Source organism: Halopseudomonas sp. (genome assembly GCF_038130085.1).
GTDB lineage: Bacteria > Pseudomonadota > Gammaproteobacteria > Pseudomonadales > Pseudomonadaceae > Halopseudomonas.
The window spans coordinates 40,444-51,764 of record NZ_JAYPMU010000023.1; the positions used below are offsets into that span (position 1 = coordinate 40,444).

General features: G+C 55.8%; 24 protein-coding genes and 1 pseudogene. All 25 read right to left on the bottom strand.

The features are described from left to right. Positions 1–14: 14 nt before the first annotated feature. Complete coding sequence (rpsM, locus tag AAFM31_RS14855) at positions 15–371, bottom strand: 30S ribosomal protein S13 (RefSeq protein ID WP_096006250.1); 357 nt, start codon at positions 369–371, stop codon at positions 15–17. A 160-nt stretch (positions 372–531) separates the two neighbouring features. Next, positions 532–648, bottom strand: a complete 117-nt coding sequence (rpmJ, locus tag AAFM31_RS14860; RefSeq protein ID WP_088277373.1) for a 50S ribosomal protein L36 — start codon at positions 646–648, stop codon at positions 532–534. A 24-nt stretch (positions 649–672) separates the two neighbouring features. Next, positions 673–2,001, bottom strand: coding sequence for a preprotein translocase subunit SecY (secY, locus tag AAFM31_RS14865; RefSeq protein ID WP_341708714.1), 1,329 nt, complete (start codon positions 1,999–2,001; stop codon positions 673–675). Beyond that, positions 2,002–2,436: a 50S ribosomal protein L15 gene (gene rplO / locus AAFM31_RS14870; protein WP_088277369.1), complete on the bottom strand. Its 435-nt coding sequence runs from the start codon at positions 2,434–2,436 to the stop codon at positions 2,002–2,004. A gap of 3 nt (positions 2,437–2,439) precedes the next feature. Next, positions 2,440–2,622: a 50S ribosomal protein L30 gene (rpmD, locus tag AAFM31_RS14875; protein ID WP_088277367.1), complete on the bottom strand. Its 183-nt coding sequence runs from the start codon at positions 2,620–2,622 to the stop codon at positions 2,440–2,442. A gap of 6 nt (positions 2,623–2,628) precedes the next feature. After that, positions 2,629–3,132: a 30S ribosomal protein S5 gene (rpsE, locus tag AAFM31_RS14880; protein WP_083728626.1), complete on the bottom strand. Its 504-nt coding sequence runs from the start codon at positions 3,130–3,132 to the stop codon at positions 2,629–2,631. A gap of 10 nt (positions 3,133–3,142) precedes the next feature. After that, complete coding sequence (gene rplR / locus AAFM31_RS14885) at positions 3,143–3,493, bottom strand: 50S ribosomal protein L18 (RefSeq protein WP_341708716.1); 351 nt, start codon at positions 3,491–3,493, stop codon at positions 3,143–3,145. A 10-nt stretch (positions 3,494–3,503) separates the two neighbouring features. Then, on the bottom strand, positions 3,504–4,034 hold the full coding sequence (rplF, locus tag AAFM31_RS14890; RefSeq protein WP_341708717.1) for a 50S ribosomal protein L6: 531 nt from the start codon (positions 4,032–4,034) through the stop codon (positions 3,504–3,506). A gap of 13 nt (positions 4,035–4,047) precedes the next feature. Further along, positions 4,048–4,440 carry a 30S ribosomal protein S8 gene (rpsH, locus tag AAFM31_RS14895; RefSeq protein WP_088277361.1) on the bottom strand — a complete coding sequence of 131 codons (393 nt, stop codon included), beginning with the start codon at positions 4,438–4,440 and terminating at the stop codon, positions 4,048–4,050. Positions 4,441–4,479: 39 nt separating this feature from the next. Beyond that, positions 4,480–4,785, bottom strand: a complete 306-nt coding sequence (rpsN, locus tag AAFM31_RS14900; protein ID WP_341708718.1) for a 30S ribosomal protein S14 — start codon at positions 4,783–4,785, stop codon at positions 4,480–4,482. Positions 4,786–4,796: 11 nt separating this feature from the next. Further along, positions 4,797–5,333: a 50S ribosomal protein L5 gene (gene rplE / locus AAFM31_RS14905; protein WP_088277357.1), complete on the bottom strand. Its 537-nt coding sequence runs from the start codon at positions 5,331–5,333 to the stop codon at positions 4,797–4,799. A 17-nt stretch (positions 5,334–5,350) separates the two neighbouring features. After that, positions 5,351–5,665, bottom strand: a complete 315-nt coding sequence (gene rplX / locus AAFM31_RS14910; RefSeq protein WP_088277355.1) for a 50S ribosomal protein L24 — start codon at positions 5,663–5,665, stop codon at positions 5,351–5,353. A gap of 11 nt (positions 5,666–5,676) precedes the next feature. Then, positions 5,677–6,045 (bottom strand): 50S ribosomal protein L14, encoded by a 369-nt coding sequence (gene rplN, locus AAFM31_RS14915; RefSeq protein WP_088277353.1) that lies wholly within the window; start codon positions 6,043–6,045, stop codon positions 5,677–5,679. A 42-nt stretch (positions 6,046–6,087) separates the two neighbouring features. Further along, positions 6,088–6,351 (bottom strand): 30S ribosomal protein S17, encoded by a 264-nt coding sequence (gene rpsQ / locus AAFM31_RS14920; RefSeq protein WP_104739447.1) that lies wholly within the window; start codon positions 6,349–6,351, stop codon positions 6,088–6,090. A gap of 2 nt (positions 6,352–6,353) precedes the next feature. After that, positions 6,354–6,545, bottom strand: coding sequence for a 50S ribosomal protein L29 (gene rpmC, locus AAFM31_RS14925; RefSeq protein ID WP_083728635.1), 192 nt, complete (start codon positions 6,543–6,545; stop codon positions 6,354–6,356). After that, positions 6,545–6,958: a 50S ribosomal protein L16 gene (gene rplP, locus AAFM31_RS14930; RefSeq protein ID WP_088277349.1), complete on the bottom strand. Its 414-nt coding sequence runs from the start codon at positions 6,956–6,958 to the stop codon at positions 6,545–6,547. The genes rpmC and rplP overlap by 1 nt, the downstream gene beginning before the upstream one ends. Before the next feature lie 11 nt (positions 6,959–6,969). Beyond that, positions 6,970–7,650 carry a 30S ribosomal protein S3 gene (gene rpsC, locus AAFM31_RS14935; protein ID WP_088277347.1) on the bottom strand — a complete coding sequence of 227 codons (681 nt, stop codon included), beginning with the start codon at positions 7,648–7,650 and terminating at the stop codon, positions 6,970–6,972. Between the two features lie 11 nt (positions 7,651–7,661). Then, positions 7,662–7,994 (bottom strand): 50S ribosomal protein L22, encoded by a 333-nt coding sequence (gene rplV, locus AAFM31_RS14940; protein WP_065335991.1) that lies wholly within the window; start codon positions 7,992–7,994, stop codon positions 7,662–7,664. Between the two features lie 11 nt (positions 7,995–8,005). After that, complete coding sequence (gene rpsS / locus AAFM31_RS14945) at positions 8,006–8,281, bottom strand: 30S ribosomal protein S19 (RefSeq protein ID WP_088277343.1); 276 nt, start codon at positions 8,279–8,281, stop codon at positions 8,006–8,008. 17 nt (positions 8,282–8,298) lie between these two features. Then, complete coding sequence (gene rplB / locus AAFM31_RS14950; protein WP_088277341.1) at positions 8,299–9,123, bottom strand: 50S ribosomal protein L2; 825 nt, start codon at positions 9,121–9,123, stop codon at positions 8,299–8,301. Between the two features lie 14 nt (positions 9,124–9,137). Next, complete coding sequence (gene rplW / locus AAFM31_RS14955) at positions 9,138–9,434, bottom strand: 50S ribosomal protein L23 (RefSeq protein WP_104739443.1); 297 nt, start codon at positions 9,432–9,434, stop codon at positions 9,138–9,140. After that, positions 9,431–10,033, bottom strand: coding sequence for a 50S ribosomal protein L4 (rplD, locus tag AAFM31_RS14960; protein ID WP_341708722.1), 603 nt, complete (start codon positions 10,031–10,033; stop codon positions 9,431–9,433). The genes rplW and rplD overlap by 4 nt, the downstream gene beginning before the upstream one ends. Positions 10,034–10,045: 12 nt before the next feature. After that, entirely contained in the window at positions 10,046–10,684 is a 639-nt protein-coding gene (gene rplC, locus AAFM31_RS14965; protein ID WP_104739441.1) for a 50S ribosomal protein L3, read from the bottom strand. 91 nt (positions 10,685–10,775) lie between these two features. Continuing rightward, positions 10,776–11,087: a 30S ribosomal protein S10 gene (rpsJ, locus tag AAFM31_RS14970; RefSeq protein ID WP_044501102.1), complete on the bottom strand. Its 312-nt coding sequence runs from the start codon at positions 11,085–11,087 to the stop codon at positions 10,776–10,778. Between the two features lie 154 nt (positions 11,088–11,241). Next, positions 11,242–11,321, bottom strand: a pseudogene (locus tag AAFM31_RS14975) (elongation factor Tu); the annotation flags it as partial.

The window sequence follows — 11,321 nt, forward strand, 5'->3', positions numbered from 1 at the left end:
AGATTCCCTCGCAATTACTTACGGATCGGCTTGCGCGGACCCTTACGGGTGCGGGCATTGGTCTTGGTGCGCTGACCGTGGACCGGGAGGCCACGACGGTGACGCAGGCCACGATAGCAGCCGAGATCCATGAGGCGCTTGACGTTCATGTTGATCGCGCGGCGCAGATCGCCTTCAGTAGTGCTCTTGGCGACTTCATTGCGCAGGGTATCAATCTGCTCTTCACTCAGATCCTTGATCTTGACACTGGGCGCAATGCCAGTGGCGGCACAGATCTGTTGTGCCTTGGTCTGACCGATACCAAAGATATAGGTCAGAGAGATAACAGTGTGTTTGTTATCCGGGATGTTGACGCCTGCAATACGGGCCATCCAATTTACTCCGTCTGACAGCTACCTGACTCAACCCAAAGAGGTTGCTCGAAAAAGGGTGCGGTAGGGTAGCGCTAACAAAAACAAAATTCAACCACCTGACCAAAATTTGGCCAGGTGGCGGTTATCCTGAGACGTAGTCTTAATTCAGAACCGGGAATTAACCCTGGCGCTGCTTATGACGGGGCTCAGCACTGCAAATTACACGTACGCAACCGTTGCGACGGATAACCTTGCAGTTACGGCAAAGCTTCTTGACTGATGCTGCAACTTTCATAGCCGACTCCTATAACCCGAATACTCAGCGGATCATGCCGCTGCCGTAACCTTTCAGGTTAGATTTCTTCAAAAGAGACTCGTACTGCTGAGAAACGAGGTGCGATTGTACTTGGGACATGAAGTCCATAACAACCACTACAACGATCAACAGTGAAGTCCCACCCAGGTAGAAGGGCACATTCGCCGATACCACCAGGAACTGCGGCAACAAACAGACCGCGGTCATATACAGAGCACCGAACAGAGTGAGACGAGTCAGCACGCTATCAATGTAACGAGCCGATTGCTCACCGGGACGAATGCCCGGAATGAACGCACCGGACTTCTTGAGGTTTTCCGCAACATCCTTGGGGTTGAACATCAACGCTGTATAGAAGAAGCAGAAGAAAATGATCCCTGCACTAAACAGAATGATATTCAGCGGCTTACCCGGTCCAATAGCCTGAGCCAGAGTCTGCAGCCACTCCATGTTGTCGCCCTGGGCGAACCAGGTACCCAGCGACGCCGGGAACAACAGGATACTGCTGGCAAAGATCGCCGGAATCACACCCGCCATGTTGACCTTGAGGGGCAAATGACTGGTCTGTGCGGCAAACACCTTGCGACCTTGCTGACGCTTGGCATAGTTGACCGTGATCCTGCGCTGGCCACGCTCGACGAATACGACGAACGCGATCATGGCGATAGCAACGAGGCCAACGCCAATAAGCGCGAAGATGTTGATGGTGCCCAAACGAGCACCTTCAAAGGACTGACCAATGGCTGCCGGCAAACCGGCAACAATGCCGGCGAAGATCAGCATCGAGATGCCGTTACCGACACCCCGCTCGGTGATCTGTTCACCGAGCCACATCATGAACATCGCACCAGCAACAAAGGTCGTAACCGCTACAAAATAGAAGCTAAACCCTGTGTCGAACGCAACGCCCTGACTAGCCAGACCAACGGACATACCGATGGCTTGAATAAAGGCCAGTACCAGCGTCAGATAACGCGTGTACTGACTGATCTTCCGGCGACCGGACTCCCCTTCCTTCTTCAACTGCTCCAGCGACGGCGTAACCGCCGTCATCAGCTGCATGATGATGGATGCAGAGATGTACGGCATGATGCCCAGAGCGAAAATACTCATCCGCTCCAGAGCACCGCCAGAGAACATGTTGAACAGGCTAAGGATCGTCTCTGAATTCTGATTGAACAGATCGGCCAGACGATCAGGGTTTATCCCGGGAACCGGAATATGCGCCCCGATACGGTAAACGATGATCGCGAGGAACAGAAAGCGCAGGCGCCCCCAGAGTTCACTCAAGCCACCTTGATTCATTCCAGAAAGAGCGCCTTGCTTAGCCATTTAGTCCTCGATCTTGCCACCAGCTGCTTCGATCGCTGCACGAGCACCCTTGGTGACGGCCAGACCTTTGACGGTAACCGCTTTGGTTACGTCGCCGGACAGGACGATCTTGGCTCGTACAAACTTGTTGCCAATTACGTTGGCATCTTTCAGCGCCTGCAGGTCAATGACCTCAGCGTCGACTGCGTTCAGTTCGCTGGTGCGAATTTCAGCAGTGACCATAGCCAGTTTGGAAGTGAAGCCAAACTTCGGCAGACGACGGTGCAGCGGCTGCTGACCACCCTCGAAACCGGGGGCAACGGTGCCACCGGAACGCGAGGTCAGACCCTTGTGACCGCGGCCAGCGGTCTTACCCAGACCGCTACCGATACCACGACCGACGCGCAGCTTTTCACGGCGTGCACCCGGCGCGGAACGCAGATCATTCAGTTTCATGTCTTATTCCTCTACCCGAACCATGTAGGAGACCTTATTGATCATCCCACGAACCGACGGAGTGTCTTCGACTTCGACGGTGTGGCCGATGCGGCGCAGACCCAGACCTTTAACGCAGGCCTGGTGCTTCGGCAGACGACCAGCGACGCTCTTGAACAGAGTCACCTTGATTTTTGCGTTTGCCATGTCCGCTTACCCCGTGATGTCTTCGACGGTCTTGCCGCGCTTGGCCGCTACAGACTCGGGAGACTGCATCGACTTCAGGCCCTTATAGGTAGCCTGAACGACGTTGACCGGGTTGGTGGAGCCGTAACACTTGGCCAGTACGTTGTGTACACCAGCCGCTTCCAGAACGGCGCGCATTGCACCGCCGGCGATAACACCAGTACCTTCGGAGGCCGGCTGCATGAACACCTTGGAGGCGCCATGAGCTGCACGAACCGGGTACTGCAGAGTGGTACCGTCCAGATCAACCTGGATCATGTTACGACGAGCCGCTTCCATAGCTTTCTGGATCGCAGCAGGCACTTCACGTGCCTTGCCGCGACCGAAACCTACGCGACCTTTGCCGTCACCGACAACGGTCAGCGCAGTGAAAGCGAAGATACGGCCGCCTTTTACTACTTTGGCAACGCGGTTCACCTGGACCAGCTTCTCGATGTAACCTTCGTCGCGCTTTTGATCGAAATTAGCCATAACTCTACCCTTAGAATTCCAGCCCGCCTTCACGAGCGGCGTCGGCCAGCGCTTTTACGCGACCATGGTACTTGAAGCCGGAACGGTCGAAGGCGACCTGAGTTACACCGGCGGCCTTGGCACGCTCAGCAACCAACTGACCTACCTTCTTGGCTGCTTCCATGTTGCCGGTGTTACCAGCACGCAGTTCAGCATCCAGAGTGGAGGCGCTGGCCAGCACTTGGCTGCCATCTGCCGAGATAACCTGCGCGTACATGTGCTGCGAAGAGCGGTGCACGCAGAGACGAACGGCTTCCAGTTCGCGCAGCTTCAGGCGCGTACGGCGAGCGCGACGGAGACGAATAACTTTTTTATCGCTCATTTGCTATGCCCTACTTCTTCTTAGCTTCTTTACGACGCACTACCTCATCGGCGTAGCGTACACCCTTGCCCTTATAGGGCTCCGGACGACGGAAATCACGAATTTCCGCTGCTACTTGGCCGACCAGCTGCTTGTCGATGCCTTTGATGATGATGTCAGTCTGGCTGGGGGTTTCAGCAGAAACGCCCTCAGGCAGCTGGTAGTCGATCGGGTGGGAGTAACCCAGAGCCAGGTTCAGAACCTGACCTTTTGCCTGAGCCTTGTAACCAACACCGACCAGCTGCAGCTTGCGCTCGAAGCCTTGGCTGACGCCGATAACCATGTTGTTGACCAGGGCGCGGGTAGTACCGGCCATAGCCATGTTCAGGCTGCCGGCACGGGCTGCGAAACGCAGCTCGCCGTCTTCCTGAACCACTTCAACAGTCGGGTGCAGGTTCAGATTCAGAGTGCCCTTGGCGCCCTTGATCGACAGTTCCTGACCTTCCAGTTTTACTTCAACACCCTGCGGCAGTTTGACAGGGTTCTTAGCGACGCGAGACATCGTTGACCCCCTATCAGAATACGGTGCAGAGAACTTCGCCGCCGATACCGGCAGCGCGAGCAGCGCGATCAGTCATCACACCTTTATTGGTGGAGACGATGGAGACGCCCAGACCGCCCTTGACCTTAGGAAGCTGGTCAACGGCCTTGTACTGGCGCAGGCCGGGACGGCTTACGCGCTTGAGCTCTTCAATTACCGGCTTGCCTTCGAAGTACTTGAGTTCGATAGACAGTGTCGGCTTAACGTCGCCTACTACTTCGTAGCTTGCAACGTAGCCTTCTTCCTTAAGTACCTTGGCGACAGCCACCTTCAGCTTTGCCGAAGGCATGCTGACGCTGGACTTCTCAGCCATCTGGGCATTACGGATACGGGTCAGCATATCTGCCAACGGGTCCTGCATACTCATGGGCTATGTGCTCCTGAAACTGAGTAATAAAAGTCTGGTTTACCAGCTGGCCTTGACCAGGCCGGGAACGTCACCGCGCATTGCTGCTTCACGCAGCTTAATGCGGCTCAGACCAAACTTGCGGTATACGCCGTGCGGACGGCCGGTAACGCGGCAGCGGTTACGCTGACGGACCGGGCTAGAGTCGCGCGGCAGTTTCTGCAGGGCAACTTGAGCTGCCCAGCGATCTTCGACGGAAGCATTAACGTTGCCGATAGTCTCCTTGAGAGCTGCACGCTTAGCAGCAAACTTGGCGACCAGGCGAGCGCGCTTGGCTTCGCGGTTCTTCATACTGACTTTTGCCATTGTCCTGACTCCTAGTTACGGAACGGGAAGTTGAACGCGCGCAGCAGCGCACGACCTTCGTCGTCGGTTCGCGCAGTAGTAGTCAAGGTAATGTCCAGACCACGCAGGGCGTCGATTTTATCGTAATCGATTTCCGGGAAGATGATCTGTTCCTTGACGCCCATGCTGTAGTTGCCACGACCATCAAAGGACTTGGCATTCAGACCACGGAAGTCACGAACGCGCGGCAGGGAAATCGACAGCAGACGGTCCAGGAATTCGTACATCTGCTCGCGGCGCAGGGTAACCTTAACGCCAATCGGCCAGCCGTCACGAATCTTGAAGCCTGCAATGGACTTGCGAGCGTAGGTCACGATGCCTTTACGGCCAGTGATCTTCTCGAGGTCAGCCAGTGCGTTCTCGATGACTTTCTTGTCACCAACAGCTTCGCCAAGACCCATGTTCAGGGTGATCTTGGTGATTTTCGGCACTTCCATCGCATTCAGACCCAGTTCAGCCTGGAGTTTCGGAGCGATGGTAGTGCGATAGGTTTCTTTCAATCTCGCCATGGTAAGCACCTAGATTCTCAAGCGTCGACAGCTTTTTGGGTCGACTTGAAAATACGAACCTTCTTACCGTCTTCGACCTTGAAGCCGACGCGATCGGCTTTGTTGGTCTCGGGGTTGAAGATTGCCACGTTGGAGACGTGGATCGGCGCCTCCTTCTCAACAATACCGCCCTGAGCACCAGCCATAGGATTCGGCTTGGTGTGGCGCTTGATAATGTTGACACCGGAAACCAGCAGGCGGGCATCGTCACCAACTTTCAGGACTTTGCCACGCTTGCCCTTGTCTTTACCGGCAATGACGATTACGTCGTCGTCGCGTTTGATCTTTTGCATGACCGGGCTCCTTACAGCACTTCGGGCGCGAGGGAAACGATCTTCATGAACTGCTCGTTACGCAGCTCACGAGTCACCGGCCCAAAGATGCGGGTACCGATCGGCTCATTCTTGTTATTGAGCAGAACGGCAGCGTTGCCATCGAAACGGATCAGCGAACCGTCAGTACGGCGTACGCCGTGACGGGTACGCACGATGACCGCGTTGAGCACCTGGCCTTTCTTTACTTTGCCGCGCGGAATCGCTTCCTTCACGGTCACCTTGATGATATCGCCAATGCCGGCGTAGCGACGGTGAGAACCGCCCAGAACCTTGATACACATAACGCGACGTGCACCACTGTTGTCAGCCACATCCAGCATGGATTGAGTCTGAATCATAACTTTCTCCGACCCTTAAATAATCCGCTAAGTTGCGCGGGCTTAAACTTGCGCCGCGCGCTCGTCGATCTGAACCAGGGCCCAGCTCTTGGTTTTGGCCAAGGGGCGGGTCTCACGAATGGTCACCAGATCGCCGATGCGGCATTCGTTGTTCTCGTCGTGCGCCTTGAGCTTGGTAGAGCGCTTCACGTACTTACCGTACAGTGGGTGCTTTTCCTGACGCTCGATGAGCACAGTGATGGTTTTATCCATCTTGTCACTGACAACACGGCCAGTAACGGTACGAACTGTTTTGTTCTCGGCCATGATCAGTTACCACCTTTCTGATTGAGCACGGTCTTGACGCGAGCGATGTCGCGCTTTACCTGGTTCAGCAGATGCGTTTGACCGAGCTGACCGGTTGCTTTCTGCATGCGCAGGTTGAACTGATCGCGCAGCAGGGTGAGCAGCTGTTCGTTCAGCTGCTCAGCAGATTTTTCACGAAGTTCTGTCGCTTTCATTACATCACCGTCCGCTTAACAAAGGTGGTAGCGAGAGGCAGCTTGGCTGCGGCCAGTGCGAATGCTTCGCGGGCCAGCTCTTCGGAAACACCTTCAATCTCGTAAAGGACCTTACCCGGACGAATCTGGGCTACCCAGTACTCGACGTTACCCTTACCTTTACCCATACGTACTTCAAGAGGCTTCTTGGAGATGGGCTTGTCCGGGAAGACCCGGATCCAGATCTTACCGCCACGCTTAACGTGACGGGTCAGGGCGCGACGAGCCGCTTCAATCTGACGAGCAGTCAGACGACCACGACTTACGGCTTTGAGAGCGAACTCACCGAAGCTCACTTTGCTACCACGATGCGCCAGACCACGGTTGTGGCCGGTCATCTGCTTGCGGAACTTCGTACGCTTAGGTTGTAACATGTGCGTACCCCTTACTTAGCAGCTTTTTTCTTGGCTGCGACGGCTTTGGTTTCTTCCTGGAGACCACCAATGATCTCACCCTTGAAGATCCAAACCTTCACACCGATCACACCGTAGGTGGTGTGGGCTTCAGCCGTCGCGTAGTCAATGTCGGCACGCAGGGTGTGCAGCGGCACACGACCTTCGCGGTACCATTCGGTACGGGCGATCTCGGCGCCGCCAAGACGGCCGCTAACCTGGATCTTGATGCCCTTTGCACCGATGCGCATGGCGTTCTGTACGGCACGCTTCATGGCGCGACGGAACATCACACGACGCTCGAGCTGCTGAGCAACGCTCTGTGCTACCAGAGCACCGTCGAGTTCCGGCTTGCGGATCTCTTCGATGTTGATATGCACCGGCACGCCCATCTGGCTGGTCAGTTCCTGACGCAGCTTTTCAACGTCCTCACCCTTCTTGCCAATCACGATGCCCGGACGAGCAGTGTGAATGGTAATGCGGGCAGTCTGAGCCGGGCGCTGAATGTCAACGCGGCTGACAGAGGCACTTTTCAGTTTGTCCTGAATGTACGCACGTACCTTCAGGTCAGTGTTCAGATAGTCCGCATAGTTGCGGCCATCTGCGTACCACACCGAAGTGTGTTCTTTAACGATACCGAGGCGAATGCCTACCGGATGTACTTTCTGACCCATTTGATCGACTCCTACTTGTCAGCAACCTTGACCGTGATGTGGCAAGACCGCTTGATGATGCGATCAGCACGGCCTTTGGCACGCGGCATGATGCGCTTCAGAGAGCGACCTTCGTTGACAAACACGGTGGAGACCTTCAGGTCATCCACGTCTGCGCCATCATTGTGCTCGGCGTTGGCAATAGCCGATTCCAGCACTTTCTTGATGACGGCAGCGGCCTTCTTGTTGCTGAATGCCAGCAGGTTCAGGGCCTCATCCACCTTCTTACCGCGGATCTGGTCGGCGACCAAACGCGCTTTCTGGGCAGAGAGTCGGGCGCCCTTATGAGTAGCGGCTACTTCCATCTTCTAACCCCTTAGCGCTTGGCTTTCTTGTCTGCAGCGTGACCACGGTAGGTACGCGTAGCAGAGAATTCGCCCAACTTGTGACCGACCATGTCTTCGGTAACGATAACCGGCACATGCTGACGACCGTTGTGTACAGCGATGGTCAGACCGACCATCTGCGGCAGAATCATGGAACGGCGCGACCAGGTCTTGATCGGCTTACGGTCGTTCTTTTCTACTGCCACTTCGACCTTCTTCAACAGGTGAAGATCGATAAAAGGACCTTTCTTCAGAGAACGCGGCACTGTCGTATCCCCTCTAATTACTTGCTGCGGCGACGGACAATCATCTTGTCAGTGCGCTTGTTGGACCGAGTCTTGGCACCCTTGGTCGGGAAGCCCCACGGGGAAACCGGATGACGACCACCGGAGGTACGACCTTCACCACCACCATGCGGGTGATCTACCGGGTTCATGGCAACACCACGAACGGTCGGACGAACACCGCGCCAGCGCTTGGCACCAGCCTTACCCAGCGAGCGCAGACTGTGCTCACCGTTGGACACTTCACCCAGAGTCGCGCGGCATTCGCCGAGGACTTTGCGCATTTCGCCAGAGCGCAGACGAACGGTGACGTAGGCACCTTCGCGAGCAACCAGCTGGACAGCGGCACCGGCACTGCGAGCTACCTGAGCGCCTTTACCAGGCTTCAGCTCGATCGCGTGAATAGTGCTACCTACCGGGATATTGCGCAGCGGCAGAGTGTTACCGGCCTTGATCGGCGCATCAGCACCAGAGACCAGTTGATCGCCAGCAACAACGCCTTTCGGGGCGATGATGTAGCGACGCTCACCGTCGGCATACTTCAGCAGAGCAATATGAGCGGTACGATTCGGATCGTACTCTACGCGCTCTACTACAGCGGGGATACCGTCCTTGTTACGACGGAAGTCCACGATGCGGTAGTGCTGCTTATGACCGCCCCCACGATGACGCGTGGTGATGCGGCCGTTGTTGTTACGACCACCAGACTTGCCTTGCTTCTCTACCAGAGGTGCGTAAGGAGCACCTTTGTGCAGGTCAGCGTTAACGACCTTGACGACGAAGCGGCGGCCAGCGGAAGTAGGTTTACATTTAACAATAGCCATGATGTACCCCTGTCTTATTCAGCGCTGGCGAAGTCGATGTCTTGACCGGGCTGCAGGCTAACGTACGCCTTCTTCCAGTCATTACGCTTGCCCAGGCCGCGAACGGTTCGCTTGGTCTTGCCTTTTACATTCAAGGTCGAAACTGCCTTGACCTTGACGTTGAACAGTTGCTCAACGGCTTTCTTGATTTCCAGCTTGGTCGCAGTAGTGTCTACTTTGAACACGAACTGGTTCTGGCTGTCAGCCAGCACGGTTGCCTTCTCGGAAACATGCGGGCCAAGCAGTACTTTGAAAATGCGCTCTTGGTTCATCCCAGCATCTCCTCGAACTTCTTAACAGCAGGCACGGTGATCAGCACCTTGTCGTAAGCGATCAGGCTAACCGGGTCAGAACCTTGAACGTCGCGAACGTCGACGTGCGGCAGGTTACGCGCTGCCAGGTACAGGTTCTCGTCAACGCCGTCGGTCACGATCAGCACGTTCTGCAGATCGAGATCCTTCAGCTTGCCAGCCAGGGCCTTGGTTTTCGGTGCATCAACAGAGAAGCTCTCGACGACCACCAGACGATCCAGGCGAACCAGTTCGGACAGGATGGAGCGCATTGCACCGCGATACATCTTGCGGTTCAGCTTCTGCTCGTGATTTTGCGGACGGGCAGCAAAAGTGGTACCACCGGAACGCCAGATCGGGCTACGGATAGTACCGGCACGGGCGCGACCGGTGCCTTTCTGACGCCAGGGCTTCTTGCCACCACCGGATACGTCGGAACGGTTCTTCTGCTGCTTGGTACCCTGACGAGCACCAGCCATGTATGCAACAACGGCCTGGTGAACGAGGGTCTCGTTAAACTCGGTAGCAAAGGTCAGATCGGAAACTTCGATCGCACTTGCACCAGCTACATTCAGATTCATGGTAACTCCCCCTTAACCCTTGGCCTTGACCGCCGGGCGAACAACGACGTCGCTGCCGGTAGCGCCAGGCACGGAGCCCTTGATGAGCAGCAGATTGCGCTCAGCGTCTACGCGAACGACCTCGAGAGTCTGGACGGTTACCTGTTCGGCACCCATGTGACCAGACATCTTTTTGCCCTTGAATACACGGCCCGGGGTCTGACACTGACCGATGGAACCGGGTACACGGTGGGATACCGAGTTACCGTGAGTAGCGTCCTGGCCGCGGAAATTCCAGCGCTTGATGGTACCGGCGAAGCCTTTACCCTTGGATTGACCAGTTACATCCACCTTCTGACCGGCTTCGAACAGCGCTACAGTGAGCTCTGCCCCAGCTTCATACTGGGAACCGTCTTCGATGCGGAATTCGCAGACCTGGCGACCAGCCGCAGTACTGGCTTTGGCAAAGTGCCCAGCCATCGGCTTGGTAACGCGGTTGGCGCGACGCTCACCCACAGTGATCTGAATAGCTTGATAGCCATCAGTCTCCAGGGTTTTAACCTGAGTGACGCGGTTCGGTTCAACTTCTACAACCGTAACCGGAATGGAAACACCATCTTCAGTGAAAATGCGGGTCATACCGCATTTCCGGCCGACTAAACCAATAGTCATTTTGTAAACCTCATGAGTGCACGGGGCTATTACCCGCTATGGCCGCCCAACACAGGGCGTTACACGACCTTTAGCCCCCGTTTTGGGGCTATCAGCCGAGGCTGATCTGAACCTCAACGCCAGCGGCAAGGTCCAGCTTCATCAGCGCATCGACAGTTTTGTCGGTGGGCTGAACGATATCCAGCACCCGCTTATGGGTACGGATTTCATACTGATCGCGCGCGTCTTTGTTGACGTGCGGAGAAATCAGTACAGTAAAACGCTCTTTGCGCGTCGGCAAAGGGATCGGACCACGCACCTGAGCCCCAGTACGTTTCGCGGTATCCACGATTTCCTGGGTAGACTGATCGATCAGGCGATGGTCAAAAGCCTTCAACCGAATACGAATCTGTTGGTTCTGCATTTGACCAGAAACTCCAAGTAACTGTTTTCAGGCACACCCAACTTCAGGTACGCCTGTCCAAGGGAGGCGCAATTCTACTGATGCGCTTCCCCACTGTCAACCAAAAGACAAAAGCCCCCGCTGAGCGGGGGCTTTTTGCTTTTACTTCAGACCATCACTCGATGATCTTGGCTACCACGCCGGCACCAACGGTACGACCGCCTTCGCGGATCGCAAAGCGCAGACCGTCTTCCA

What these genes read in the sequence shown, in the direction of transcription:
- rpsM (WP_096006250.1), bottom strand. Translation starts at nt 371, where the DNA reads ATGGCCCGTATTGCAGGCGTCAACATCCCGGATAACAAACACACTGTT.
- rpmJ (WP_088277373.1), bottom strand. Translation starts at nt 648, where the DNA reads ATGAAAGTTGCAGCATCAGTCAAGAAGCTTTGCCGTAACTGCAAGGTT.
- secY (WP_341708714.1), bottom strand. Translation starts at nt 2,001, where the DNA reads ATGGCTAAGCAAGGCGCTCTTTCTGGAATGAATCAAGGTGGCTTGAGT.
- rplO (WP_088277369.1), bottom strand. Translation starts at nt 2,436, where the DNA reads ATGAAACTGAATGATCTGCGTTCCGCGCCGGGTGCACGCCGTGAAAAG.
- rpmD (WP_088277367.1), bottom strand. Translation starts at nt 2,622, where the DNA reads ATGGCAAACGCAAAAATCAAGGTGACTCTGTTCAAGAGCGTCGCTGGT.
- rpsE (WP_083728626.1), bottom strand. Translation starts at nt 3,132, where the DNA reads ATGGCTAATTTCGATCAAAAGCGCGACGAAGGTTACATCGAGAAGCTG.
- rplR (WP_341708716.1), bottom strand. Translation starts at nt 3,493, where the DNA reads ATGAGCGATAAAAAAGTTATTCGTCTCCGTCGCGCTCGCCGTACGCGC.
- rplF (WP_341708717.1), bottom strand. Translation starts at nt 4,034, where the DNA reads ATGTCTCGCGTCGCTAAGAACCCTGTCAAACTGCCGCAGGGTGTTGAA.
- rpsH (WP_088277361.1), bottom strand. Translation starts at nt 4,440, where the DNA reads ATGAGTATGCAGGACCCGTTGGCAGATATGCTGACCCGTATCCGTAAT.
- rpsN (WP_341708718.1), bottom strand. Translation starts at nt 4,785, where the DNA reads ATGGCAAAAGTCAGTATGAAGAACCGCGAAGCCAAGCGCGCTCGCCTG.
- rplE (WP_088277357.1), bottom strand. Translation starts at nt 5,333, where the DNA reads ATGGCGAGATTGAAAGAAACCTATCGCACTACCATCGCTCCGAAACTC.
- rplX (WP_088277355.1), bottom strand. Translation starts at nt 5,665, where the DNA reads ATGCAAAAGATCAAACGCGACGACGACGTAATCGTCATTGCCGGTAAA.
- rplN (WP_088277353.1), bottom strand. Translation starts at nt 6,045, where the DNA reads ATGATTCAGACTCAATCCATGCTGGATGTGGCTGACAACAGTGGTGCA.
- rpsQ (WP_104739447.1), bottom strand. Translation starts at nt 6,351, where the DNA reads ATGGCCGAGAACAAAACAGTTCGTACCGTTACTGGCCGTGTTGTCAGT.
- rpmC (WP_083728635.1), bottom strand. Translation starts at nt 6,545, where the DNA reads ATGAAAGCGACAGAACTTCGTGAAAAATCTGCTGAGCAGCTGAACGAA.
- rplP (WP_088277349.1), bottom strand. Translation starts at nt 6,958, where the DNA reads ATGTTACAACCTAAGCGTACGAAGTTCCGCAAGCAGATGACCGGCCAC.
- rpsC (WP_088277347.1), bottom strand. Translation starts at nt 7,650, where the DNA reads ATGGGTCAGAAAGTACATCCGGTAGGCATTCGCCTCGGTATCGTTAAA.
- rplV (WP_065335991.1), bottom strand. Translation starts at nt 7,994, where the DNA reads ATGGAAGTAGCCGCTACTCATAAGGGCGCCCGACTCTCTGCCCAGAAA.
- rplB (WP_088277341.1), bottom strand. Translation starts at nt 9,123, where the DNA reads ATGGCTATTGTTAAATGTAAACCTACTTCCGCTGGCCGCCGCTTCGTC.
- rplW (WP_104739443.1), bottom strand. Translation starts at nt 9,434, where the DNA reads ATGAACCAAGAGCGCATTTTCAAAGTACTGCTTGGCCCGCATGTTTCC.
- rplD (WP_341708722.1), bottom strand. Translation starts at nt 10,033, where the DNA reads ATGAATCTGAATGTAGCTGGTGCAAGTGCGATCGAAGTTTCCGATCTG.
- rplC (WP_104739441.1), bottom strand. Translation starts at nt 10,684, where the DNA reads ATGACTATTGGTTTAGTCGGCCGGAAATGCGGTATGACCCGCATTTTC.
- rpsJ (WP_044501102.1), bottom strand. Translation starts at nt 11,087, where the DNA reads ATGCAGAACCAACAGATTCGTATTCGGTTGAAGGCTTTTGACCATCGC.